Here is a 22,945-nt window from a genome sequence, read left to right on the forward strand (position 1 = left end):
GTCACACGGGTTCCCCCAGAACCGCCTGCAACTTGCCAGTGCTGGAAACATCGCCCGGCACAATCCGTTCCTCTCCGCTCTCGATAGCGGCGATCGCCAGTTGTGACATCACCGAGAAAATGCCGGAGGTGATACCGCCGGTGACACTCAGAATTCGTGTGAGCATCTTCTCATCGATCTGGCTTTCGCGCCGCAGCGGCAATGTCCGTTGAAGCGTGCTGATCAACCCGATGACATCCTCCCCGTCCCGCCAGGGCGGCAAAGCGAAAGCCTCAAAGCGGCGGACAAGTTGATCGTCAGTACGCAGAGCGTTGCGCGCCTGCGCAGTGCCGACACAGACCAGTGGCACGCGCAACTCATTGCCGAGAAAGCGTAGCATGTTTAGAAACCGCGCTTGTTCGCGGATCGTGCCGGCCTGCAGGCTGTGGATCTCATCGATCACCAACATGCCAGGGCGCAGCTCGGACAGAAGACGCAGGGCCAGGCTTTCGAGTACAGCGAGCGTGGCGCGTGGCGGTTCAGGAGCACCAATGGCCGCCAGAATCCGGCGGTAGAAACGGCTCTCGTCCGGCCCGGACACCATCTGCACCGCAACGACCGGCATGTGTAGACGGCCGGTGGTCTCGTCAAAGCTGGCGGGATGATCGCGGGTGAACTTTTCGATGATCATCGTCTTGCCCATGCCGCTTTCGCCAACAATGAGCAGGTTCGGCATTCTGGCCCGTTCGGGGAACGATATCAGCGTTTCGAGCTTTGCCAGAGCGGCCTCTGCCCGTGGATAAGAGATCCAACGGTCAGCGCGAATGCGGTGAATACGTTCTTCGGCGCTGAGAGCGGCCAGTTGGCGCGCCGCTGGATAGAGGTGGGGAAACTCAGTCATCATACCACTCCTCGACAGCGAAACCTGGATGATCCAGTAGCGCATTGCCTTTCTTTTCTGGCGTAGGCAGGGCTTCCGGCGCTTCTGAACCTGGCGTCACATCGATCATCGGACCGGGTTCCAGATGTGAACGCCGCGCCTGATGGCGTCGCATCGCCTTTGTCTGCTGTTCAGCGCTGTCCACGAGGTCACGCTGTGCCAAAATTGTCGAGAAGATCAGCTCTTCATCCACCGCACGGCGCCCGGACTCGCGCAAAGCGCGCCGCGCCGCCCGGTGTTCCCAAAGCGTAATCGCTGGTCGCGTCAAATCGGCGGGCCGGGCCTCGATGATCCCATCTTCGGTCAGCACGAAGATCCGCGAGAGGTCGCGCGGATCATATCTGAGCGTGAACTTGCGGCTTTCCCTGCCCATCAGCCAGCGCAGCTCATCCGACCAGTAGCGGATATGGAAGAGATGCAGCCCGTCGCGCTGCAAAACACGCTGCTCGGAAGGTAAAAAATCGACCAGAAACTGACGCGGATCGGCGGGCATGCGCAGCGCAGCCTCATCCACCCCAGCGGCCCATACCGCAATCGGCGTTGTGTCGAGCATCCGGTGTGCCCGCGCATGGTAGGAGCCGGTGATTTCCAGCGCTAACCAGGTTTCCAGCTCGCGCAATGTCATCACCGCCTCGGCTTCGGCATCAAGATCACCACGTTCAAAGATGTTTGAAAAATGCGAGCCCGGCAGTAGATGCACCGCGCCCATCATGGTGCCGATCAGCCGCTCGATATGACCGCCATAGCGCGGCGTGCCAGGTGGGCGATGCTGCAGATCGATTTGGTACTCCGAACAGGCGATCTTGAAGGCGTGGGCATGAAATTCTGCGCCATTGTCCACATGAATCACTTTGGGGATGCCCCGCGCTGGCCACCCCGTGCCGATCCCGCGCGCCGCAAGCCAATGCGATTTGTCCATCACCGCATGGGTCAGACAAAGCGCCACAGCCAGAAGCGACGGCGGTTCCAACGACAGGTGAAACCCCAGCACCATGCGACTGTTCACGTCGATGGCTACCGTCAGGGTAGGCCTGCCCAAGGGGCGCCGGGTCACGGGATCGACCACGGTGACATCCGCCTTAGTGTGATCGATCTGCACAATATCCATCGGGTTAGCCGCCGTAAGGGTGCCGGGTGTAGCCAAGTGACGGCGTTCGGCTTTGTCCTTACCCTCCCGCTTGGCCATCAGCTTCGATTGGTCGTGTCGCTCCAGCCAACGTCCAAGGCGCCGGATAGAGGGCGGGGCCAGCCCTAGATCCTTGCAATCTGCCGCCACCTCGCGCCAAAACCGCGTTTTTGTAGGTTTGCGGCGGGTGGCGTAGAGCTCTTTGAACTGGCGAGAGACGATTACTTCCACATCCGGGTCCAATGGCTGCATGCCGCGCCTCGGCCCACGCGGGCTGGGCAACAAAGCCGAGGTACGACCATCCTCTCGAAATTTCTTCAACCAGCGAAATAGCGTTGCACGGCTGATATCGAGCTGGCGCATAGCCGTTTCGACATCATCTTGGGTCAGTTGTTCTGGCAAGTCTGCAAGCACCTTGGCACGGTGCTCCGCCGCGTTCCATTCCTTTTCAGCTGAAAAATTATCGGACATATCTTGATCAATGCGCAGCTGCGGGATAGTCTCATAAACATCGACTCATTTCCCTCTACAGTCTCAATAACCCCGAACTCAATCTCAAAATGAAAAAACCACAAACCATTGAAAACACATGGCACCCAGTCTCAAAAACCTCGGCAGAACGACAAAATCGAGGGTTCGGGCGGGTCAGAGTCCGAGATTTCAAGCTCAGCACCCCATACCGCGCCGAACAGTGACGAACACGACGAGAGAGCCTCTCGGGACCGAGCCTCAATCGCTCTGCCCGCTCATGTGGCCGGCTCCGGCGCGCTAGACCGGCTGATCGACACCGCGCGCGATTACGCTGAAGCCTCGACGGCCGAGAACACCAACAAGGCCTACGCGGCCGACTGGAAACACTTCACCCGCTGGTGCCGGCTGAAAGGCACGGATCCCCTGCCCCCCTCGCCCGAGATGGTTGGGCTTTATCTGGCTGATCTGGCTGCACCAGCCGGGAAGGCCCCTGCCCTTTCGATCTCCACGATTGAGCGCCGTCTTTCGGGGCTTGCCTGGAACGTCAGGCAGCGCGGGTTCACTCTTGATCGCAAGAACCGCCACATCGCCACGGTTCTGGCCGGGATCAAACGCAAACACGCTCGTCCGCCGGTTCAGAAGGAAGCGATCCTGCCCGAGGACATCCAGGCCATGGTGGGCACCCTTCCCTATGATCTCCGCGGGCTTCGAGACCGGACGATCTTACTTCTGGGCTATGCTGGAGGTCTCCGTCGCTCCGAGATCGTGAGCCTTGACGTGCACAAGGATGATACACCGGACTCCGGCGGTTGGATCGAGATTTTCGAAGATGGCGCTCTGCTGACGCTGAACGCCAAGACCGGGTGGCGCGAGGTCGAGGTTGGGCGCGGCTCAAGCGACCATACCTGTCCTGTCCACGCACTTGAGCAATGGCTACACTTTGCGAAGATCGACTTTGGGCCGGTCTTCGTGCGCACCTCGCGGGACGGCAAACGTGCCCTCGAGGCCCGCCTCTCCGACAAGCACGTCGCTCGGCTGATCAAGGCAACCGTTCTGAAGAGTGGCGTCAGATCCGATCTGCCGGAAGCCAAAAGGCTGGCAATGTTCTCTGGCCATTCCTTGCGCGCCGGGCTCGCCTCGTCGGCAGAGGTTGATGAGCGCTATGTTCAAAAGCAACTCGGACATGCGTCGGCCGAGATGACCCGGCGCTACCAGCGCAGGCGCGACAGGTTCAAGGTAAACCTGACCAAAGCCGCAGGGCTGTGAAGCTGGGCGTGTTGGTGAAGCGCTAAGGTGAAATTCCAGCGCTTCAATTTCAGCTTACGGCTACAATTGAAATCGGGAATTAAACGCGACACTGGCCCGCGTGCTCGAGCGGATTGGCAAGGGCGACACGCTGGTCGTCGTGCGCATCGACCGCCTAGCGCGGTCCCTCTCGCATCTGCTGGAGGTGATCGAGCGGCTGGAGGCGAAAGGTGCCTTTTTCCGCTCTCTGACCGATCCGATCGACACCTCCTCGCCGCAGGGCAAGTTCACCCTGCAAGTTCTCGGCGCCGCGGCCGAGTTCGAGCGCGCCCTCATCCGCGAACGCACCAAGGCGGGGCTGGCCTCGGCGCGCAGCAAGGGCCGGATCGGCGGCAACCCCGGCTTGCGCGCCCGCGATCCCGCGGCGCTGCGCAAGGTGCGGCTGGCGCGACAGGACGGTTATATGGAACGGCTGAGCGAGACGGCGCAGGACTGGGTGCCCCATGTCCGCCGCCTGCGGCCCGACTTGGCCTGGGAAGACGTGGTGCGCATCATCAACGGCCCCTTGCCCGAGGCGCGTCGCTGGACCCAAAGCCGTCTCTTGCGCGCTGTGAAGGCCTATGTCCGCGACGGCTTCCTGCCTGCCGAGGTGCTGGCCCGCGCCGGGCGCCGCGAAACCGACGACCGCCTGCCCGCTATTATTGCTGGCATAAAGGGCACAGATCCCGACATCACGCTTCAGGCGATCTGCACCCGGCTCGAAGCGATGCGCGAGCGCACGCCCCGCGGGCGGACAAGCTGGCAGCCGTCTTCGGTGAAGATGCTGCTGGAGCGGGCCGAGAGGCTGGGGTTGCTCGACTGAGATCCCCGAGAATCGTCCATCCAATTCTGCCGACTGATTTCTGTACGCACTCACAATACATCTTGTGGTCACTTCGTACCTAGCAACGAGGTGTTGAAGTAGAGTGAGAGCGCAGTCGCCCAAGACGCTGATTTTTAACAGTTTACCGTCGACAGAAATCAGCGCCCTCAACGCGCTCAGGCCGCTCAACGGTTTGGTCTGGATTTATCCACAATATCTGTTAAGCTTTGCAAAACAATAAAGACTTGAGGGCAGTGATGAACGGGATACGGGCCTCCCAGAGATTTGAAGTCATGTCCAAGCGGCTTGGTAGCCGGTTGCGTGAACATGCGCAGGAAACCTTCCCACCGGACGCTCAGAAGGGCCTCCGCCGCTTCGCCATGCGGGAAGCGGCTGAACTTCTTCGCATTAATCAGAACACCTTCCGACATCATGTGTCAAACCTCGAAGGCTTCCCCGAAGGTGTTCTGGAGGGCGGCAACCGCCGTAGCTTCTCTGCAGAGGAGATGGTCGAGGCACAACGCGTACTTCTCGAGACTGGAAGGATCAAGCCAGAAGAACACCCGCACAGAAGACCGGGAGAGGCTTGTCAGGTCTTGACGATCTTCAACCTGAAGGGTGGTTCGGCAAAGACGTCATCTGTTGCCCATGTAGGACAACTACTGGGTCTGCGCGGATACCGGGTCTTGCTGATCGACCTCGACAGCCAGGCAAGCCTGACAAACCTGTTCGGGGTTACTCCCGAGCTCGATCCGGATATGCCGACTTCATACGATCTTATCCGATCCGATGATCCACTGCCCGCAGCAGAGATCATTCGCAAAACGAACTTCCCGACCGTGGATCTGATCCCGGCATCCATGGACATCATGGAATACGAGTTTGAGGTCGCCTTGAGCTTCAGACACGGCGCCACCACGTTCCATAGCCGCATCCGGGAAGCACTTGAGCCCGTCCTCAACCGATATGATGTGGTGATATTTGACACCCCACCGCAGCTGAACTTCTCTGTGATCTCTGCCCTCTTTGCATCGACCGGGGTCCTGATCCCGCTCAACGCGTCGATGCTCGATGTCATGTCGCTGGCGAGCTTTCTGGGCATGGCCAGCAACCTGATGGGCGTCGTCGAGGCACACGCCCCGGAACATGGACTGAACTTCGTGCGAGTTCTGATCACCCGTTACGAAAATACGGATGGTCCGCAGGTGCAGATTTCATCTCTGCTTCGGACAGTCCTCGGGGATGCCGTATTGTCTGCCGAGTTTCTGAAATCAACAGCCGTGGGTGATGCTGCGAACACCCAGCAGAGCATCTTTGAGGTTGAACCTCGCGATGTGAACCGCAGAACTTACGAGCGCGCGATCGAGTCCGTCTCGCGCGTGACCGACGAAGTCGAACGCGAAATCCTGAAAGCATGGGGGCGTAGCCATGGCGCGTAAGGTCTTCGGGGACTCACTCAAGAACGCGATGGGCAAAACGCCGCCTTCGGACGAGGATCTGGATGTGAAGCGAACGAGCCCGACAGTAGCTCGCGCACAAGCATCTGTGCTCGAAGAGGATAAACACGCCACGCGGCTGATCGACCCGACCGCCATACGGATGTCCGCGGTCATGGACCGCATCGATCCAAGCGATGGCCTGGATGAGCTTGTCTCGTCGATCCGCGAGCACGGTCAAAAGGTTCCAGTGCTGGTTCGCCGAACCGAGGACGGTGCGCTTGAGATCGTCTATGGACGCCGTCGGCTTCTCGCTTGTCGCCAACTTGGTCAAAAAGTGCGCGCTACGGTCATGGAGATGACCGACGAGGAAGCTCTCATTGCCCAAGGCGTAGAGAATAATGCGCGCCAAGATCCATCGTTCATCGAAAGGGCTCTGTTTGTCGCCGGGATCATTCGAGAACTTGGGAAAACCGACGAAACGCGCAAGAACGCTCAAACGATCGCGTATCGGGCACTTCAGATCGATGAATCGCTCGTCTCGCGGATGAACCGTATCGCTACAGGCATCCCGATGGAACTAATCCAGGCTATCGGACCTGCACACGGCGTTGGTCGACGGGTTTGGGAAAAGCTTTTCAGGCTGTGCGAGAAAGACGTCGCGAGAGCCCGAGAAGTTGCCGGCGAAATCCCTCGCAACGTACCGGGCCCCGACCGTCTCGAAGCGGCGGTTACCTTGCTGACAGCGACCAAATCGTCGACGCAGAAGACACGTCCCAGTGAGCGCGTGAAGATCGGCCGAAAAGGCAACCGCATCACCATCGTTGTGGACGCGGATCTTGTCCCTCGTGTTGAGGAGGCAGTCCGGAAGCTGGTCACAGAGCTTCTTGACCGCGGTCAAGACAGGCCGGAGTGACGACCCCGTGTCTTGACCGCGGTCAAGACATCAAAAGAAACGAGCAGAGAACGAAAGGAGGACCGGCTAGAAAAAGAAAGACCCCCCGAAAGCGATGCTTCCGAAGGGCCTCAATCAGTCTCGACACCTGATTGATACCCCCAAAACGAATCGATTTCAACACCGCTCGCGGTGAACGGGGAAGCTTTTTCTTCCGAAACACCATGAGACATGCAACTGAAACAACAACCGCTCTGGCGGAACGGACATCTTTGCCCTGCCCTAACCCCTACGAGCTTCTGGGCCCGGTTCGCGTACTGAGGAAGGAGCTAGGTCTCACAACCAATGACCTCGCCGTTCTGACCGCGCTCATTAGCTTCCTACCCCGCAACGAACGTGAGATTCAGGACAGCCAGCGACTTACGCTCACTGTCGTGTTCCCATCGAACGCTTCTCTCTCAGAGCGCGCCAATGGACTCGATGAGAGAACACTTCGACGCAGCCTGGGACGCCTCTCAGCTGCTGAACTGATCGAACGCAAGAACTCAGCAAATGGCAAACGCTTTCCGCTGAGGTATGGAGGCGTTATCAGAGATGCCTTCGGTATCGACCTGAAGCCCTTGATCCAGAGGTACGGCTCGCTCGCGACACAAGCCTTGCAACTCACCGAAGAACGCGAGCGCTTGCGCTCACTGAAGGCTGAGGCGTTGGCCCTACGTGCTTCGCTACTCCAACAGACACGCTTCGATGAAGCAAAGCTCTCTACCCTCAACATGATCAGAAATGTCCTGCGTCGAGCAACACTAACCGTTGATGCAGTCCTGAGCGTTATCTCGGAACTTAGAGCCCTCGGAGCCGATACCGACGCAAGCTACGGTGAACACCATGCCGCAGCAAAAGCTAGTTCCGAAGATAATTTACAAGCTATCGAACACCAACCTTATGCACCAGAATCCAACGATCTGCCCGCCACAAACGGACAAAATGTCCGGCACACAGAGTCTATAAAAAAAGATATTAAAAAGATTGCTCCCTCAACGGTCAATCGCGGTGAACAAACCGCAAAAACCAAACCGACGATGAACCGAGACCCAGCACGCATGGCATGGGAAGATTTCACCCATGTTGCAGGATTTTTCCCAGAACAGCCGCGTACAGGAGAAGCTCTCACCCGCATTCTATACGACCTCGGTCGATTGCTTAGAATAAGCCAAGACGAACTGCGGCATGGCATCCAGAAAGCTGGCGCGGGAAAACTGCTTCTCGTCTTCGACTACCTGATAGCAAGAGCAGACACGATCAAACACCCTGACGCCTATTTCGAAAGGATCCTACGCACACAACTTGCTCCCACATGAACTTCTTGACCGCGGTCAAGGACCACCGTGAGAGGGAAAGGAGTGTTGGTTTGAGGGTGACGGGAAGTGAGATCGGGAGAGTGGCTTCCGGCGCCCGTCGTGGAGAAGATCTGATGACGAAAGCTGTCCAGAAAATTACCCTGTCCCCTTCACGGGATATCCCTTTTGACAAGCTGGTGCTGAGCCAGTCCAATGTGCGGCGCATCAAGGCTGGCGTGTCCGTCGAGGAGCTGGCCGAAGACATCGCCCGCCGCGGTCTCTTGCAGAGCCTAAGCGTGCGGCCCGTGTTGGCTGACGATGGGACCGAGACCGGCAAGTTCGAGATCCCGGCCGGTGGCCGTCGGTTCCAAGCATTGTCCCTGCTCGTGAAGCAGAAGCGTTTGGCGAAGACCACGCCCATTCCTTGCATCGTGCGGGATGCTGCGTCCGACATCCTGGCCGAGGACAATTCCTTGGCCGAGAACATGCAGCGCGTTGCCTTGCACCCGCTCGACCAGTTCCGCGCGTTTGTGGCGCTGCGGGACAAGGGTCAGAGCGACGCAGAGATTGCTGCCGCCTTCTTCGTGACACCGCAGATCGTGAAGCAGCGCCTGAAACTCGCTTCCGTCGCCCCTGCCCTGCTTGATGTCTATGCCGAGGATGGCATGACGCTGGAGCAGCTCATGGCCTTCACCGTGAACCCCGATCACGCGCGTCAGGTTCAGGTCTGGGACGTGATTTCTACCTCATGGAACAAGGAGCCATTCCAGATCCGACGCATGCTGACCGAGACCTCGGTCCGGGCGTCCGACCGGCGCGCGGTCTTTGTGGGTGTTGAGGCCTATGAAGCGGCGGGCGGCACGATGTTGCGTGACCTCTTTCAGGGCGATGACGGCGGTTGGCTCGAAGACCCTGCCCTGCTTGATCGGCTGGTGACGGAAAAACTCCAGGCCGAGGCTGAGACGGTTGCGGTTGAGGGCTGGAAGTGGATCGAGGTCGCGCTTGACCTGCCCTACGGCTACAGCCACGGCCTGCGGTCCCTGTCCGGCGATCCCGCACCAATGACAGATGACGAAGGCGCGGCTCATGCCAAGCTGCTCGCCGAGTATCGGGCGCTGGAAGAGGAATACGCGGGTCAGGATGAATTGCCTGACGAGATCGACACGCGGCTTGGCGTGTTGGAAGCGGAGATGGAAAAGATCGAGACTCGGCCGTTGATCTTCGACGCGGAGGAGATCGGGCGGGCAGGGGCGTTCGTCACGCTCGACCGCTACGGCGCGCTGGCAGTCTATCGCGGCTATGTGCGTCCAGAGGATGAGCACATTGAGGAGACCGCGGTCCAGGACGTTACTGATCCTGCGGTGGCGGGGCAGGGGGATGATCGTGATCTTACCGATGGCCATGGCAGTGCCCCACATGTCGGAACCGTCATCATGTCGGGTGGCCAGCCGATTGGCGGCGACCTGCCGGAGGATGAGGATGACGGAGCGCTGAAGCCACTGCCCGAGCGGTTGTTCATAGAGTTGACGGCCCACCGGACGCTGGCGCTGCGTGAAGCAATCGGGCGCTCGCCGGATGTCGCGCTGACGCTGCTGCTGCTGAAGCTGGTGACGGACACCTTCCGCACCTCCTCTGCTTCGGGAAGCTGTCTCGAAGCATTCGTGCGTCACGTCTACATGTCGGCGCAGGCGCCCGATCTGAAGGACAGCGTGGTGGCAAAGCTGGTCGACGAGCGTCACACGGAATGGGAAGCCGATCTGCCGCTTGGCGACGATGCCGCGCTCTGGGATTATCTGACCGCGCTCGATCAGGGCAGCCGTCTGGCCCTTCTGGCACATTGCCTCAGCTTCGGGATCAACGCGCTCCATGAGAAAGTGAACCCCTACGGAGCGGGCATCTCGGCCACCGGACTGACCCGCCGGATGGCGCATGCCGATCTCGTGGCACGTGCGGTGGACCTCGATATGGTCGAGGCGGGCTGGGAGCCGACGGTCGATGGCTACCTCAACCGTGTTCCCAAGGCCCGGATCCTCGAGGCCGTGCGCGAGGCCAAGGGGGAGGGGACTGCCCAGCTTCTCGATCACCTGAAGAAAGGCGAGATGGCCAGTGAAGCCGAGCGCTTGCTGAAGGGCAGCGGCTGGTTGCCCGAGGTTCTGCGCCGGAACGATCTCGTAGCGCTGGATGGTGAGAACTGTGCCGAAGGGCAGGGGGCAGATGTCGATGTCGAAGTGGCTGAAAGTGTCAGTGACACTGACCTTCCTGCATTCTTGACAGATGGCCTGCCTGCTGAAGGCGCGTCGATGCTGGCCGCCGAATAACGTGATCCAGCGGGGGGAGGGCATTCCGCCCCCCAATCACACTATAGTGTAACAATATCAATAAGATGAGTGCGATTGCTCGCATTCAGAATGAGGAATTATGTCTGCAACAACCATCATCGACACCGCCTCCCTCGGGGCGCTGATCCGCTACACCGACGGCAGTCCCAAGCCACCGGCACGTTTCACCAAGAAGCTCGCGGCCTGGGAGCGCTCGAACGGCGTCGGCCGCCTTGTGAAAAAGGAACCACCTCGGCCCTATCCGACATGGACGGCTCCCGCGTCGTTCACGCTGCATGAGGGTAATTTCTCCTCGGACGGTGTGATCCTCGTCACCATCATGCGCAGCCATTCCGCTGACAGCACCCTCGTCTTCGAGGTGGCCGAGGATCCGAATCCCGGGCAGGTGCGCGTGCTTCTCGACTTCGGCGGCAACACCGAGCTGCTGCATCTGGCGGAGTCCGTCACTGCGGCCGAACTTTGGATCGCCAAGGAAGGATACCGCAATGCGCGGCTCGAAATCGTCGGCGATGAAGAGGACGAAAGGGCAGGGGGCGCGGACCTGGCCGCCTGAGCCCAACTGAAACCGAGGGGCCCGCCCAAGCGCGGGCCTCTCATACATCACAACCTTGTCCCCGAAGTCGCGGGGCGCCAAAAGAACCATCCTCAAGGAAGGACGTCTTCAACTAAGATCTTGGCCGGGAGGCTGGAGGCAAAAGCAACAGCGGGACAATCGGCTCCAGTCGTCAGGGCACCATCCCCCGCTCGCCATTCCCTTCCTTGGCCCGAATCCCGTCTTCGAGATCAACCCACGAGGGGTCGGACTACGGGCAAGCCCGTGCCGCCGGCCGGATTCGGGCGAGCCGAACGCACCCGGTGATGTCAGCCAGTCTTCGGGCCTGCGGGGTCCTGTCGTGCGGGGGATGGTCCCCCGCCTCCAAGACAGGAGCCAAACAGATGTCCCGCAAAGATGCTCACGCCTTCGCCGCCTCCCTCGCCGCCACGCTCATGGTCTCGATCGTCGTCTTCCAGGCAGGGGATGGATCCTATGGCGCCGTCCCCGCCGATGAAATCGACGGAGACGAGGTTCAGGTGCTGGTTGAGATTGACCCGTGGGCTTAGGCCCACGGTTATCTCGACAGGCTCGCGCGGAGGCGCAGACGCGCCTCCTGCTTCAATGCAGCCTTGGGACTTCGTCGGTGAGGAACGGTCGATTGCGGATGGCGCATCGCCAAACAGACTGAAGTCGCAGAAGTGCCAGCCGAAAGCGACCGCAACAATGCCAATATAATCGACGTGTCCAGCCCCATATCCACCATTCGTGTGCAAAGCAGCGTTTGGCCGAAGCAAGCCCAAAGTTGCCTGCCGCATCAAGGTCCAGCATGCGGGACTAAGTGCTCAGGAAGAGCGGCGAATGGTGCGGAAATTAATATTATAAGAATTTCTGCGTCCTCTCTCATTGAGGGCGGAAGATTGACACGCGGAGTGAAGGGTGCCCCTATCGCCGCATATATATCAATTAGGCGGGGGCATGGTGTTCGGCATTTTCAGGAAAATATTCGGGGGAGAAAAAGCCGCAGGGCGCGACAAGGAGCTTCCTGCGGTCCGCGAGGCGGTCGACTTTGGCGACGATCGCGCGGGCAATAAACGCCAGAGCCGCTTTGAGGACTTTGAACAGGAAACGAGGGAACGCCTTGAGGCACATTCCCATGAGATGCCGGGGCAGGCCTACTTCAGCCAATTACAGGCATTGCAGGACAGTATTTCGAATCGCAGGTACACAGATGCGGCCACAGCGGCTCGCGAGAGTCTTCCGCTCATTCGCAAGTGGCTCGAAGATCCCAGGGGAAACGGTAAGAGGCTCAGCCTGAGCATGCCTGCGCTCACTCAGGGCGGCACCATGCTGGCCATGACCGGTGACCGGAAAGGACTGGAGATGCTGCATGATCTGGTATCGGAGTTCGATCATCTCAAGGAATACCGCGCTGATGCCGAGAAGCATCTCGCCGCCATCGACCTCTTCGACGCCATTCGTAAAGCCGTCGCGGCAAAGCCTGGCATCCTGCAAAACAAGATGAAGTCGGAAGTGAGCGCCGAGGACGGGCGCCTTGTCAGCAACTTGATCTCGTGGCTGGAGAAGGCTGGCGAAATCAGCCGCGCCAAGAACGGAAAGACCTACGCCCTCTATTTGGAGGGCGTCGAGATGAGCGCCAAGGACGCTTCGGCGGTCTACATCGAGCCGACGCGCCCTCGGTCTCATCAGGCCAAAGCCAAGCCGGGTAAACCCATCGAGCTCGACCTCGATAAGTTGACCTTGGTGCCGCTGCCACCGTCTCCCGAGGCCTGGGCCAGCCAGGTTGCGCTGCCTGCGACCACTGAAACATTCGAGGATGCCGACGGCGCTTGGCAAGAACTCAATGTAGAGGCGATTGCGCCCGCGGATCGTCCGGACCCTGCCTTTCGAAAGCACTTCACCACGCGTGGTGGCGTCCTCTCCTTCGATGATCTCGCAAAGTCCGAGGCAAGCTTCGGTGCACCAGGCGCGGTGATGTTTATCTCCGAGCAGGGCGGCAACCCTTTGATCGAACGACTGGAGCGCCCGATCTATGCGCTCGATGTCCATCCCGAAGGACAAGGTTTCGCGACACGGTCCAAGATGAATATCCTGACCGTCTATGGCGCGGACCTAAAGGTCGAATTCGAGACAGACCTTTCCGCCACGCCCGAAGTCGCAGCGGGGCGCCGTCGTCTCGATCTTGACGGGGACGGAGGTATTTTCTGGGGGGAACCCCACTTGGCGATAAACTGCATCGCGCTCAGCCCAAGCCGGGACAGATACCTTTACACGCATGTGGATGAAGCATGGTGCATCGATCGGCACGGAAAACGCCTGTGGGGCGTCCGTATGCCTGAGCGTCCCGTGGAGACTTACTATCATACCTTTGAAGTGGGCGGCATGGGCGGGCATACGGGAACCGCCGCAGAAATCGAGGAGGCGCTCGAGGAACTTGAGCTTGCGTTGCCGGTAACGCCGGATGAGATTCGGCAGAAATACCGCGGGATGGTGCGTCAGCTTCACCCGGACCTCAACCCAGGAAACGAAGCGCGTATGAAGGCGGTTAACGCGGCTTACGAGGCGCTCACCGGGGCCAGCCACGATGATCTGCAGGGCAAGAAAAGCGCCGAGGATTTGCTGACATTCTCCGCCACCGTGACTTTTATGACCGGCGGCGGACCTGACCGCCTTCAGGCTGCCGCTTTCTCTGGGCGTGGCGACACGGTGTTGCTGGGAACCTCCCAGGGGCGGGTCCTGCGTATCGATGGTTCCGGCAAGCCGATCGCTCTCTACCATGTGGGCACTGCGCCGATCCGGATCTTGGAAACGGATCGCTACCTCTACATCCAGACATTTACCCGGCTTTACGTGCTCGAGGGAAACCGCCTTGTGGGACTGCAGGACTGCACGACCAAATGCGACCTTTTGGTCGACGAGGGCTTTGTCTTGCTGGTGGAGAACAAGGGTGTTCGGGTGCTGACGGAAGCGGGCCGACCGCTGGGCGTCGCGCTGACCAAGGCGCCAATCCGGCGAGCCGGGATTGAAGATGGCGTGCTTGTAGTCGAAACGCGAACCCATCGTGGCCGGTTCAGCGAACTCATGGGGTAGCACGCGAGCGACTTAGCTTGCCATCTATGTCAAGGACCCGTGAGCCGCACCTATCATACGCAGCGCCAGGCCCGAATGACTGGGTCGGGCAACGATCAGGCTCGGGTTTTTTAGCCGCGGGGTTGGTGATCTTTCAGCGGATTTCCAAATCACCGGCAGTTGTGCCGGCCGCCAGCGCGTCCACGAACCACTGCGGTTTACGCCCACGACCCGACCAGGTGACGGCCGAGTTCTCAGGGTGCTAATATTTTGGCGCGACTGGGGCGCGCTTGGGCTTGCTAACTGCCCCGAGCAGTTCCGCCAGGGAATAGCCCATTTCGTTGGCCACAGCTTCCAGCTTGGTGCGGGCTTCCGCCTTCTGTCGATCCCCAAAGGTGGAGATTGCCTTGGCGATGTCCTTTTGCATTTTCTTCAGCTCTGGAAGCGACAACGCCTCGAGATCGTAATCAGCCATGCTATGCCTCGTGTCCTGAATGTTCCAGTATCGATAGCCCGCCGCGGCATGGTCCCGCAACTCCCGTAGGCAGGGGGGCAGGTGACGATGGTTGGTTGATCTACAGTCTTTGTCGCCAGTTTAGGGTGCTGGGCTTGGGTTCAGGCTGTCCCGATGGGCAAGGTGACAGGGTCTGGCATGGGCTCCCCGCGCATCTCTGTCTCCTGGGCCATCCCTTCGACTGACAATCCCCTAATCCCGTTCGGGCTCCTGCGCGCAACCCCGCGTCAGTCCGGGCCGTGTTGCCCCTTCGGGGCTGCCCGCTCCACCCCGGGCCTCTGGGGGTTTCCGATGTCCATGCTGTCCACCGTGCACGCGTCACCCGACGGGCTTTTTCAGGGTCTTGTCGAAGGGACGGTCCCGAAGACAGGAAACACAGGAGCTTATCATGCAGAACATCGTCATCCTCGCCGGCAACATCGGTCAGAAACCCGAAACTCGCACCACTCAGGGCGGCATCAACATCACCAACTTCAGCCTCGCTACCTCGCGCCCCCGCCTCTCGGAAGGTCGCGTGCTGCGTGACGACAACGGCTACCGGGTCATGGACACCGAATGGCACCGCATCACCTGCTTCAACGGGCTCGGCAAGACGGTCGCGGAGCATTGCGAAAAGGGCATGAAGGTCCTCGTCCACGGCCGAATCCACTACACCAAATGGATCGACAGCATGGGGAACGACCGCTACGGCTGCGAGATCATTGCCGAGAAGGTCGACTTCCTGAGCCGCCCGAAGTCGACTGAGAACGAAAACCCCGAGCTGGTCGACCGCGACGACGAGATCCCGTTCTGAGGAACGGGGTCTCCCCCTCGGGCCCGGCGGGGTTAACCGCCGGGTTCGCGGCACTGCCGCAAGTCAGCTTCGAGCCCAAACTGTCGGATGTCGCGCCGTACGTCAATGTCCGCTCATTGGAGTGCAACCATAAACGAGATATAACCAAAGGTGGTTTGGCCAAGGGCTAGTGGCGCATGGTGTTTCCGCAGTATTGGCACACGATCCGCATACAACAAAGTAGACCACCTAAAAATTCCCGGAACGGCATCAAATCAGGCTTGCCTGTGCTGAACTGTTTACCCGGATTACACCAGACAGTAGCCATTTGTTAAACTTGGTCACGCGATGCGTGCCCATAGCAAATGCAATGCCGCGTTCGGGCATATCCTGCCCCCACTTGTCGCGCATCATGCGTAACGTCTCTTCCTCGCCATACTGGTCGCGCCACTTGAAGAATGTGCGCTCTGTTTCCCAGTCGATACAGGTATGGGTCAGAGTCTTACCTTCATGCTCAAAGCGATAGTGGAAGGAATATGGGGCAACGTCCGGAGTCAACACGGTACTGTCGCCTGAGAACATATCCGTCTGGCTCAAAAGCGTATCGCGGCGTCTTTGGCTCTTTGTCCTTTCTGCATCGCTCAGCGAGCGAATGATGAATTCTGGGTTCTCGGGGCGGATCAACGCAAAAGAACGGCCTTTCTCTTTTTCCGCAGTGAGGCTTTCCACAATAGCGCGCCGCGCGAATTCGTGGCGTTCCAACTCCTTCACGTTACGCACCTTCACAAGGGACTCGTGATCCACGCGCTTGCTTTCGAGGCGCATGTCTTTGGGCGCTGCGCTGCGCCACCGGGTACTTATGATATCCCAGCGGTTGAAGCGCTGCTCATTGCTTAGAAGCTTGAAGGGCATAGGGTAAAGGCGATGCCAGTTCCCGTAGATATCGATACCGGCAACGCAGACGGTTTCACCATGGGTCTGCCCCGTTTCTGGGGCGGCCTTGACGATTACGCAGACTTCAACAGGGTCTTGCCAGCCACCCAAAGTTAGGCCACGGCAATATGTTCAATCGGTGCGCCTACCAGCGCGGATAGGCGCTCAGCGACAATCTTGCGGTGACAGCCTTCATGGTGGCGCTCAAAACAGGTCAGGCAGATACGCTTGCCCTTCACGGCATCTGCAAGCTGAGTCAGGGCGGACTGCGCGTCTTCCCCGTCCATGTGCTGGGTGAATATTTCAACAAATAGGTCATGATTACCAGCGCGTGCAGCTTCTCTACCGGGCTTGGGGTCACCTAGCGCTTTGACATGCATATAGTCTATGCCCGCTTCCCTGACGGCGGCGTTCAACCCGTTCTTTGAGAACCCCTTTTTGCGCGACAGGGGCAATTCGCGCACGTCCACCAGAACGTCAATTTCTGCATCAGCCAAGCGGCTGACGAAATCGTCTATGGTGGATTTCTCGTAACCGATTGTGAATATTGGTTCTTCTGTCTGTGTACTCGCAGCCATTTTGGCTCCTCCAATTTTTCTATGATAGTAGCCAAGATGTGACTCCTGTCCATCTTGTTGGTGGCGGTGGGTCAATAAATCGTTGACATGGGGCGGGAATGTTACGGGGCCTTGGTGTGGGGATCCGCGCCTAAAATTAATCCGCTTCGCTGAGAAAGCCGACAAGGGCGCAGTCGCAGCGACCGTCCGTTCCACCAAGCATTGCTGCCGAGCATATCAAGCTTTCGAGAGTCAGAGAAGGGCTGGTTGCTTTCGCGACAGGTTGAGGGCTGGGAGAGTGGCTCCCGGCGCCTGTCACGGAGGAATGCCGATGGGCGTTGTAGAGGTTCTGGATCCGGTACAGCCGACGCGGGCTGGTGGCTGGAAAGTGGATGTGAGCCGGGGGGAGCGGAACGGGCGGGTGTCGTCCGAATGGTTCAACCGGCCCGATGATGAGCGGTACCTGTCGCTCGATGATCTCTGGGCCAATGTAAAGGGTCGGTCCGAGCGCAGCCGCAGCCGGGTGGTGCAGACGGCGGATATTCGAGTCGAGGCCGCGCGTGACAACCCCGAGCGGTTGCACCTGATGCTGCCGAAAGCGCAGGAACCGGTGGCGCCCACGCACTGGGCCTTCGGCCAGCTTGCCAGCATCGTTGGCGCGCCGGCGTCCTATCTGCGGCAGTTGCCCGCGCCGCTGGCAGGGATCAATCTGCAGTATGGCCTGACCAATCATCGCGCTGAGCAGGTGAAGACCTTCGAGACCGAGGACGGTCGCACGGAACTGCGCGCAGTGACCGGCCCCGACTATGGCCGCATCCACGATTTCGAACTGGTCGAGGCGGTGCAGCGCATCGCGGGCAATGGCACGGGTGACACGCGCTGGAAGGTGCCGGGGGTGCTCGACTGGTCGACCGGGGTCTACAACCCCGATGTCGAGATCAGCCGCGACACGACCACGCTCTATGCGTCGGACCGCGATGTCTTCCTGTTCCTGGTCGATGATCGCAACCCGATCGAGGCGGGCAAGCTGCCCGATGGCTCGCCCGATCTCTACTTCCGGGGCTTTTACTGCTGGAATTCCGAAGTTGGTGCCAAGACCCTCGGCATGGCGAGCTTCTACCTGCGGGCGGTGTGTCAAAACAGGAATCTGTGGGGCGTCGAGGATTTTCAGGAGATCCGGATCCGGCATTCGAAATATGCCGCCTCGCGCTTTGCCCATGAGGCGGCCCCGGCGCTGACGCGTTTCGCCAATTCCTCACCGCAGGGCTTCGTGAACGGCATCAAGGCGGCGCGGCAGCAGATCGTGGCGCGCAGCGACGAAGACCGCGCGGATTTCCTGCGCAAGCGTGGTTTCTCGAAAGCCGAGTCCGGCAAGATCATCGAGAAGGTGCTGATGGAAGAGGGCCGCCCGCCGGAGTCGATCTTCGACTTCGTGCAGGGCATCACTCGGCTTGCGCGGGACAAGACCCAGCAGGATGCGCGGCTCGACATGGAAGGGCGCGCCAAGAAGCTCCTCGACCGGGTCGGCTGACCAAGCCCCATGCAGCGATCGCCCGACACCGGGGCGGTCGCTGCAGCTATTTCTCAACATGCACGCCGTTGGCCATGCCCCGAAAGGGCAGGGGGCTTCGGTGTGCGGATTTCAGCCATACACAGAAGACCTGACACTCTCTGACTCCCCAGGAAGAAACCGTCATTCTCGAGGCCCGCGATATCCTCGGCCGTTACCTCAGCCAGAACCCGGTGATCGGCAGCTGGCAAGCGCTGATGGACTATTGCGCGCTGACCGTGCGAGGCCCCATCGAGCGCTTCCATGTCCTTTACCTCGACCGCAAGAACCGCATCATCGCCGATGAGCTTTTGTCGACCGGCACGGTCGATCATGTGCCGGTCTATCCGCGCGAGGTGATCAAGAGAGCCCTGATGCTGAACTCCAGCGCCCTGATCCTGATCCACGATCACCCTTCGGGTGATCCCACGCCATCCGAGGCCGATCTCAGCATGACCAAGGAGATCCAGAAGGGCTGCAAGTATTTCGGCCTCACGCTGCACGACCACATCATCGTCGGTGCCGGGACGGAGCTGAGCCTGCGGGCGCTCGGCAAGCTCTGACGCTGTGGCCAGATCCATCACCGTCGCCCCTTCGAGGAAGAGGGCGGCGGTTTGGTCTTTGACGGTGAAGCGGGGAGAGTGGCTTCCCGCGCCGTTGGAGATATTGCCATGTTTGACCTTCCCCTGCCGCTCCAACCGAGCTCGCGCCCGATGGGTCCTGTCGCAAATGGTGGGACTGTCGCTTCTGATCCCAGCCTGCCTTTCGCGCTGACGCGGATGCGCCGGACGCCTGCAGCCCTGAAGTCGGGCACCGCTGCCCCCGTGGTCGTTGAGCGTTTTGCGACGCTGGCTGATGCCATGCAGGGGGCGTTTGAACTTGCGGAGGACAACGGCCTCGATCCAGCGCCGCAGCTTCTGGCCATCCTTGATTGCGACCAGCGCCTGGTTCTTGCCGGGGCCGCCAGTCATGGCGCTGTGGCTTGGTGCCACCCTGTCGCCAATGCTCTTGAGGCGCGGGCCATTGTGACCGAGGCGGTTCAGCTGCGCGCCCAGGCTGGCCGCGCCACTGATTGGCACGAGCCTGAACTGGCGCAGCGGCTGCGTCACCGTGCTGATCTGCTCGATGCGCGTCTGGTCGATCCGCTCTGGCGCGCCTTTGCCGCCCGGGCGCTGCAGATCGCGGCGTGACGCCCGAGAGACAGAGGATGGCTGGGAAGGGTTTGAGCCTTCGGGGCGCAGAGGAGTGCGCCACCCGGGGGTCTGACCTGTCCTCACCGAATGGAGATATCCATGACCCAGACTGAACCCACTCTGGCCGCCCCCCTGCGGCCTTCCACCCTCGATTTCGGGGCGATCCTTGCCGCGCATGCCGAACGCGAGGCCCGGACCCTCGCCCTGCGCCCCGGCAACAAAGACCGCCTGTTCGACGGCCTTATGGCCGCCGGAATCACCCATGTCACCGTGACCTTTGACGGTGCCGGTGACAGCGGCCAGATCGAAAGCATCGGCGCTTGGTCCGGCGAGACCGCGGTCGATTTCCCCGCCACCGAGATCGCATACGCCGCGCTGACCTGGGACGACCCCGAGGTGGAGATGCGCAACCTGTCACTGGAGGATGTCGTCGAGCAACTCGCCTACGACTTCCTCTCCGACACCCATGGCGGTTGGGAAAACAACGACGGCGCGTGGGGCGAGTTCTGCTTCGACGCCGCAGCCCGCTGCATCCATCTCGAGTTCAATGAACGGATCGAGGCGCTGGTCGATCCGCATCTCGCCTCGCCCGTGGTCGAGGTCAGCTGACATGACCGATCCCGCATATCTGCGCCTCGGCCTGTCGCCGTCGGCGTCACCCTTTACTGTCCTGCGCGCTGCGGTCCGGGCGCTTCACCCCGACACGCGCGCCGTGCGCAGCTTCCGAACCGCGCGCAAACGCTTCTACCGGCAGATGCTCTGCGCGCACGCAGCGTGTCAGGCAGCAGGCGATCCGCCATCCGGCTGATCGCTCCCAACCATCTCTTAATCGCAATCCCGCGCCCGGCCTCTCGGCCGGGTCTTCCCCATTCAGGAGGTCCCAATGGCGGATTACTTCACCCATTTCTCATGCCTGATCGACGTCGGCACCCCCGACAAGGCCGCCAGCGCGCTCGCGCTATTCCACGAACTGCGCGCTGCGGATCAGGACGCCGATGACCCAGAGGTCGCGGGCTTCACTCTTGCGCGCCAGGACGCGCCCGAGGGCAGCACCCTCTGGATCCATGATGACGAGCACGGCGATGTCGAAGCCGTCATCCGCTTCGTGATGCGCCTGGCAGAAGACCTCGACCTCACCGGCCTCTGGGGGTTCCAGTACGGTCTGAGCTGTTCCCGCCCGCGCCTCGACGCCTTCGGCGGCGGCGCGCATGTCATCGATCTTGGTGCCCGCAAGTCCATCGGCTGGACCAGTACGCAAGAATGGCTGGCCGTCGCATTGAACGGGGAGGACGTCGATGCCTGAGGTGATCTGCACAACAGTCTACCAGTTCCCTGAACTCTCCGACGTCGCCAAGGAAAAGGCGCGCAGCTGGTATCGCGAGATCGGGCCACACGACGATTGGTGGGACGCGGTCTATGAGGATTGCGAGCGGGTCTGTGAGATCCTCGGCATCCGTCTGAAAACCACCTCCGTCCGCTTGATGGGCGGCGGGACGCGGGCCAAGCCCTGCATCTGGTTTTCGGGCTTCTGGAGCCAGGGTGATGGAGCTTCGTTCGAAGGCTACTGGTCCCACGCCAAGGGCGCCGCCGCGCGCATCCGGGACTATGCGCCGCTGGACGCGACCCTGCACAGCATCGCCGATCGGCTGCAGGCCATACAGCGGCGCAACTTCTACCAGCTCGCTGCCGAGGTCAGCCACCGCGGACGCTACTATCACGAATACACCATGTCCGTGGACGTCACGCGCGATAGCCCGACCTGGCAGCTGCCGACCGAGGACGCAGAGGAGATCGTGACCGAGGCGCTGCGCGACCTTGCCCGCTGGCTCTACCGTCAGCTTCAGAGCGAATACGACCACCTGACCTCGGACGAGGCCGTTGAAGACGGCATCATCGCCAATGAATACACCTTCACCGCAGGGGGGCGGCGGTTCGGATGACACATGGGAGGGCTCAACCCATCTCTTGCAGAATATCCAGAATGTATGTATATTCTGTGCAAATGGAGACCCCGATCATGCATGATCTTCCCGAATTCAAGGCGGCGGACCTGACGCGCCACACAAGTGACCTGTTCGATGCGGCCATTCGGTCGCCGATTGCGATCACCAAGCACCGCAAGCCGAAATTCGTGCTGATGAGCATGGACCAGTACCAGCAACTCACCCGGGGGGCCACGCAGCAGGCGCACATGATCGACGAGATTCCCCAGGATCTCAAGGCGCTGATGATAGAGGGGCTCGAGCGGGACTTAACGCAGGCGGATGACTAAGCCGAGTGCTGGAGAGGTTTTCCGCTATCCGTTCCTTTGGAAACGCGAGCAGATGGCGGGTGAGACCGAGGGCCGCAAGACGCGGCCTGTCTGTATCGCCGTCACTGTCGCCAAGTCCGATAGCGAGACCGTGGTGTTCATCCTGCCGATCACGACGCAGCCGCCCTTGCCCTCGCGCAAGTTCATTGAGGTACCACAGATCGAGTCGCAGCGCGTGGGGTTAGAGACCCATGTCCGCAAATGGGTCATGCTGGACGAAATCAACACCGATATTCTGGAGCGGTCCTATGTCTGGGAGGACCGCACGCCCATCGGCACGTTCAGTTCCGTCTTCATATCAAGGATCCAGTCCAGCCTGATCGCGCTTGCCAGGTCGGGCGGGGCATCCGTTGTCGATCGGCTGAAGTAATCTCGATCACCGCAGGGTCTGCCCAGCTTCACTTGTTCCCGTCGATCCATTTCGACATCAGCCCTTTGTCGCGGAAGCACTCGTCGGGCACGGCACGGCGTTTGATCCGGGCGAGGCGTTCGGCGAAGGCCACCTGCTTTGATGTCGGACGGCTGTCTTGCGCGCCCGGGTTCATCTTGGCTTGTGCGTCGATCCAGGCGCTCAGGGACCGGCGGTCCTGCTGAGCCTCCCATGGCAGAAGCGTCTGGTTGCGCCGGGCCAGCGCGCGCGCATAGGCGATCTGCTTTGGCGTCGCGGGCAGGGCGTAAGTAGTGCTTTCCATCGGGGATCTCCCTTCTTAGCGTCGCTCTTAAAATAGAACATAACAGGAACAAAATCAAGCCACCTGCGGAAATCACGGGGTTTGAGAGGAAGAGGAGGGCCGGGGAAGGTAAGGCCTGAGGGTGCCCGAAAGAGGGTGTCCGGGCCTGATCCTGTCCCTCATTCCGGAGTTT

Annotated in this window: 23 protein-coding genes and 2 pseudogenes; 19 read left to right on the top strand and 6 right to left on the bottom strand. The window is 60.4% G+C overall.

What is annotated here, in order from left to right:
• Window position 1 precedes the first annotated feature (1 nt).
• Both R1T45_RS02020 and R1T45_RS02025 read right to left on the bottom strand, forming a co-directional pair.
• Window positions 2-880, bottom strand: a complete 879-nt coding sequence (locus tag R1T45_RS02020) for a TniB family NTP-binding protein (protein WP_317389056.1) — start codon at window positions 878-880, stop codon at window positions 2-4.
• Complete coding sequence (locus tag R1T45_RS02025; protein WP_317389057.1) at window positions 873-2,516, bottom strand: Mu transposase C-terminal domain-containing protein; 1,644 nt, start codon at window positions 2,514-2,516, stop codon at window positions 873-875. Before R1T45_RS02025 ends, R1T45_RS02020 begins: the two co-directional genes overlap by 8 nt.
• Before the next feature lie 156 nt (window positions 2,517-2,672).
• Between R1T45_RS02025 and R1T45_RS02030 the strand changes: the two genes are divergently transcribed.
• From R1T45_RS02030 to R1T45_RS02070, 9 genes and pseudogenes are all read left to right on the top strand, one after another.
• Entirely contained in the window at window positions 2,673-3,782 is a 1,110-nt protein-coding gene (locus tag R1T45_RS02030) for a tyrosine-type recombinase/integrase (RefSeq protein WP_411041135.1), read from the top strand.
• Between the two features lie 91 nt (window positions 3,783-3,873).
• A pseudogene (locus tag R1T45_RS02035) lies at window positions 3,874-4,623 on the top strand (recombinase family protein); the annotation flags it as partial.
• 293 nt (window positions 4,624-4,916) lie between these two features.
• Window positions 4,917-6,062, top strand: coding sequence for a plasmid partitioning protein RepA (gene repA / locus R1T45_RS02040; RefSeq protein ID WP_161489483.1), 1,146 nt, complete (start codon window positions 4,917-4,919; stop codon window positions 6,060-6,062).
• On the top strand, window positions 6,052-6,975 hold the full coding sequence (locus R1T45_RS02045) for a ParB/RepB/Spo0J family partition protein (RefSeq protein WP_317389058.1): 924 nt from the start codon (window positions 6,052-6,054) through the stop codon (window positions 6,973-6,975). Before repA ends, R1T45_RS02045 begins: the two co-directional genes overlap by 11 nt.
• Before the next feature lie 203 nt (window positions 6,976-7,178).
• A complete protein-coding gene (locus tag R1T45_RS02050; protein WP_317389059.1) occupies window positions 7,179-8,312 on the top strand; it encodes a helix-turn-helix domain-containing protein in 1,134 nt (377 codons plus the stop codon).
• Window positions 8,313-8,425: 113 nt separating this feature from the next.
• Window positions 8,426-10,609 carry a ParB/RepB/Spo0J family partition protein gene (locus R1T45_RS02055; RefSeq protein ID WP_317389060.1) on the top strand — a complete coding sequence of 728 codons (2,184 nt, stop codon included), beginning with the start codon at window positions 8,426-8,428 and terminating at the stop codon, window positions 10,607-10,609.
• A gap of 100 nt (window positions 10,610-10,709) precedes the next feature.
• Window positions 10,710-11,183: a hypothetical protein gene (locus R1T45_RS02060; protein ID WP_317389061.1), complete on the top strand. Its 474-nt coding sequence runs from the start codon at window positions 10,710-10,712 to the stop codon at window positions 11,181-11,183.
• 383 nt (window positions 11,184-11,566) lie between these two features.
• Complete coding sequence (locus R1T45_RS02065) at window positions 11,567-11,731, top strand: hypothetical protein (RefSeq protein ID WP_317389062.1); 165 nt, start codon at window positions 11,567-11,569, stop codon at window positions 11,729-11,731.
• Between the two features lie 409 nt (window positions 11,732-12,140).
• Window positions 12,141-14,273, top strand: a complete 2,133-nt coding sequence (locus tag R1T45_RS02070) for a J domain-containing protein (protein ID WP_317389063.1) — start codon at window positions 12,141-12,143, stop codon at window positions 14,271-14,273.
• Between the two features lie 133 nt (window positions 14,274-14,406).
• On the opposite strand, the pseudogene R1T45_RS02075 reads toward R1T45_RS02070, so the two are convergent.
• Window positions 14,407-14,727, bottom strand: a pseudogene (locus R1T45_RS02075) (H-NS family nucleoid-associated regulatory protein).
• Between the two features lie 427 nt (window positions 14,728-15,154).
• Here R1T45_RS02075 and R1T45_RS02080 point away from each other — a divergent pair.
• A complete protein-coding gene (locus tag R1T45_RS02080) occupies window positions 15,155-15,559 on the top strand; it encodes a single-stranded DNA-binding protein (protein ID WP_317389064.1) in 405 nt (134 codons plus the stop codon).
• 249 nt (window positions 15,560-15,808) lie between these two features.
• Here the strand turns inward: R1T45_RS02080 and R1T45_RS02085 are convergent, their stop codons facing one another.
• Together R1T45_RS02085 and R1T45_RS02090 are read right to left on the bottom strand one after the other, a co-directional pair.
• A complete protein-coding gene (locus R1T45_RS02085; RefSeq protein ID WP_317389065.1) occupies window positions 15,809-16,582 on the bottom strand; it encodes a hypothetical protein in 774 nt (257 codons plus the stop codon).
• A 2-nt stretch (window positions 16,583-16,584) separates the two neighbouring features.
• A complete protein-coding gene (locus tag R1T45_RS02090) occupies window positions 16,585-17,049 on the bottom strand; it encodes a DUF488 domain-containing protein (RefSeq protein WP_317389066.1) in 465 nt (154 codons plus the stop codon).
• A gap of 310 nt (window positions 17,050-17,359) precedes the next feature.
• Between R1T45_RS02090 and R1T45_RS02095 the strand changes: the two genes are divergently transcribed.
• The 9 genes from R1T45_RS02095 to R1T45_RS02135 all read left to right on the top strand — a co-directional run bounded on the left by R1T45_RS02095 (window position 17,360) and on the right by R1T45_RS02135 (window position 22,451).
• Window positions 17,360-18,559 (top strand): DUF932 domain-containing protein, encoded by a 1,200-nt coding sequence (locus R1T45_RS02095; protein WP_071675683.1) that lies wholly within the window; start codon window positions 17,360-17,362, stop codon window positions 18,557-18,559.
• Window positions 18,560-18,699: 140 nt separating this feature from the next.
• On the top strand, window positions 18,700-19,140 hold the full coding sequence (locus tag R1T45_RS02100) for a RadC family protein (RefSeq protein WP_317389079.1): 441 nt from the start codon (window positions 18,700-18,702) through the stop codon (window positions 19,138-19,140).
• Between the two features lie 108 nt (window positions 19,141-19,248).
• Window positions 19,249-19,767: a DNA repair protein RadC gene (locus tag R1T45_RS02105; RefSeq protein ID WP_317389067.1), complete on the top strand. Its 519-nt coding sequence runs from the start codon at window positions 19,249-19,251 to the stop codon at window positions 19,765-19,767.
• Window positions 19,768-19,869: 102 nt separating this feature from the next.
• A complete protein-coding gene (locus R1T45_RS02110) occupies window positions 19,870-20,379 on the top strand; it encodes a DUF6878 family protein (RefSeq protein WP_317389068.1) in 510 nt (169 codons plus the stop codon).
• Between the two features lies 1 nt (window position 20,380).
• Window positions 20,381-20,578 (top strand): hypothetical protein, encoded by a 198-nt coding sequence (locus tag R1T45_RS02115; RefSeq protein ID WP_317389069.1) that lies wholly within the window; start codon window positions 20,381-20,383, stop codon window positions 20,576-20,578.
• Between the two features lie 75 nt (window positions 20,579-20,653).
• Window positions 20,654-21,073, top strand: a complete 420-nt coding sequence (locus R1T45_RS02120) for a hypothetical protein (protein ID WP_317389070.1) — start codon at window positions 20,654-20,656, stop codon at window positions 21,071-21,073.
• On the top strand, window positions 21,066-21,710 hold the full coding sequence (locus R1T45_RS02125; RefSeq protein WP_317389071.1) for an antitoxin of toxin-antitoxin stability system: 645 nt from the start codon (window positions 21,066-21,068) through the stop codon (window positions 21,708-21,710). Before R1T45_RS02120 ends, R1T45_RS02125 begins: the two co-directional genes overlap by 8 nt.
• Before the next feature lie 77 nt (window positions 21,711-21,787).
• Window positions 21,788-22,042, top strand: a complete 255-nt coding sequence (locus R1T45_RS02130) for a type II toxin-antitoxin system Phd/YefM family antitoxin (RefSeq protein WP_317389072.1) — start codon at window positions 21,788-21,790, stop codon at window positions 22,040-22,042.
• On the top strand, window positions 22,035-22,451 hold the full coding sequence (locus tag R1T45_RS02135; RefSeq protein ID WP_317389073.1) for a hypothetical protein: 417 nt from the start codon (window positions 22,035-22,037) through the stop codon (window positions 22,449-22,451). Before R1T45_RS02130 ends, R1T45_RS02135 begins: the two co-directional genes overlap by 8 nt.
• Before the next feature lie 28 nt (window positions 22,452-22,479).
• Here the strand turns inward: R1T45_RS02135 and R1T45_RS02140 are convergent, their stop codons facing one another.
• Window positions 22,480-22,773, bottom strand: a complete 294-nt coding sequence (locus R1T45_RS02140; RefSeq protein WP_317389074.1) for a hypothetical protein — start codon at window positions 22,771-22,773, stop codon at window positions 22,480-22,482.
• Window positions 22,774-22,945 lie beyond the last annotated feature (172 nt).

The sequence above is a fragment of the Sulfitobacter sp. LC.270.F.C4 genome (assembly GCF_032922545.1).
In the GTDB taxonomy this organism is placed as follows: domain Bacteria; phylum Pseudomonadota; class Alphaproteobacteria; order Rhodobacterales; family Rhodobacteraceae; genus Sulfitobacter; species Sulfitobacter profundi.

Bases quoted from the DNA above. Each gene is read 5' to 3' on its own strand.
- R1T45_RS02020 (WP_317389056.1), bottom strand. From the start codon at position 880: ATGACTGAGTTTCCCCACCTCTATCCAGCGGCGCGCCAACTGGCCGCT.
- R1T45_RS02025 (WP_317389057.1), bottom strand. From the start codon at position 2,516: ATGTCCGATAATTTTTCAGCTGAAAAGGAATGGAACGCGGCGGAGCAC.
- repA (WP_161489483.1), top strand. From the start codon at position 4,917: ATGTCCAAGCGGCTTGGTAGCCGGTTGCGTGAACATGCGCAGGAAACC.
- R1T45_RS02045 (WP_317389058.1), top strand. From the start codon at position 6,052: ATGGCGCGTAAGGTCTTCGGGGACTCACTCAAGAACGCGATGGGCAAA.
- R1T45_RS02050 (WP_317389059.1), top strand. From the start codon at position 7,179: ATGAGACATGCAACTGAAACAACAACCGCTCTGGCGGAACGGACATCT.
- R1T45_RS02055 (WP_317389060.1), top strand. From the start codon at position 8,426: ATGACGAAAGCTGTCCAGAAAATTACCCTGTCCCCTTCACGGGATATC.
- R1T45_RS02060 (WP_317389061.1), top strand. From the start codon at position 10,710: ATGTCTGCAACAACCATCATCGACACCGCCTCCCTCGGGGCGCTGATC.
- R1T45_RS02065 (WP_317389062.1), top strand. From the start codon at position 11,567: ATGTCCCGCAAAGATGCTCACGCCTTCGCCGCCTCCCTCGCCGCCACG.
- R1T45_RS02070 (WP_317389063.1), top strand. From the start codon at position 12,141: ATGGTGTTCGGCATTTTCAGGAAAATATTCGGGGGAGAAAAAGCCGCA.
- R1T45_RS02080 (WP_317389064.1), top strand. From the start codon at position 15,155: ATGCAGAACATCGTCATCCTCGCCGGCAACATCGGTCAGAAACCCGAA.
- R1T45_RS02090 (WP_317389066.1), bottom strand. From the start codon at position 17,049: ATGGCTGCGAGTACACAGACAGAAGAACCAATATTCACAATCGGTTAC.
- R1T45_RS02095 (WP_071675683.1), top strand. From the start codon at position 17,360: ATGGGCGTTGTAGAGGTTCTGGATCCGGTACAGCCGACGCGGGCTGGT.
- R1T45_RS02105 (WP_317389067.1), top strand. From the start codon at position 19,249: ATGTTTGACCTTCCCCTGCCGCTCCAACCGAGCTCGCGCCCGATGGGT.
- R1T45_RS02110 (WP_317389068.1), top strand. From the start codon at position 19,870: ATGACCCAGACTGAACCCACTCTGGCCGCCCCCCTGCGGCCTTCCACC.
- R1T45_RS02115 (WP_317389069.1), top strand. From the start codon at position 20,381: ATGACCGATCCCGCATATCTGCGCCTCGGCCTGTCGCCGTCGGCGTCA.
- R1T45_RS02120 (WP_317389070.1), top strand. From the start codon at position 20,654: ATGGCGGATTACTTCACCCATTTCTCATGCCTGATCGACGTCGGCACC.
- R1T45_RS02125 (WP_317389071.1), top strand. From the start codon at position 21,066: ATGCCTGAGGTGATCTGCACAACAGTCTACCAGTTCCCTGAACTCTCC.
- R1T45_RS02130 (WP_317389072.1), top strand. From the start codon at position 21,788: ATGCATGATCTTCCCGAATTCAAGGCGGCGGACCTGACGCGCCACACA.
- R1T45_RS02135 (WP_317389073.1), top strand. From the start codon at position 22,035: ATGACTAAGCCGAGTGCTGGAGAGGTTTTCCGCTATCCGTTCCTTTGG.
- R1T45_RS02140 (WP_317389074.1), bottom strand. From the start codon at position 22,773: ATGGAAAGCACTACTTACGCCCTGCCCGCGACGCCAAAGCAGATCGCC.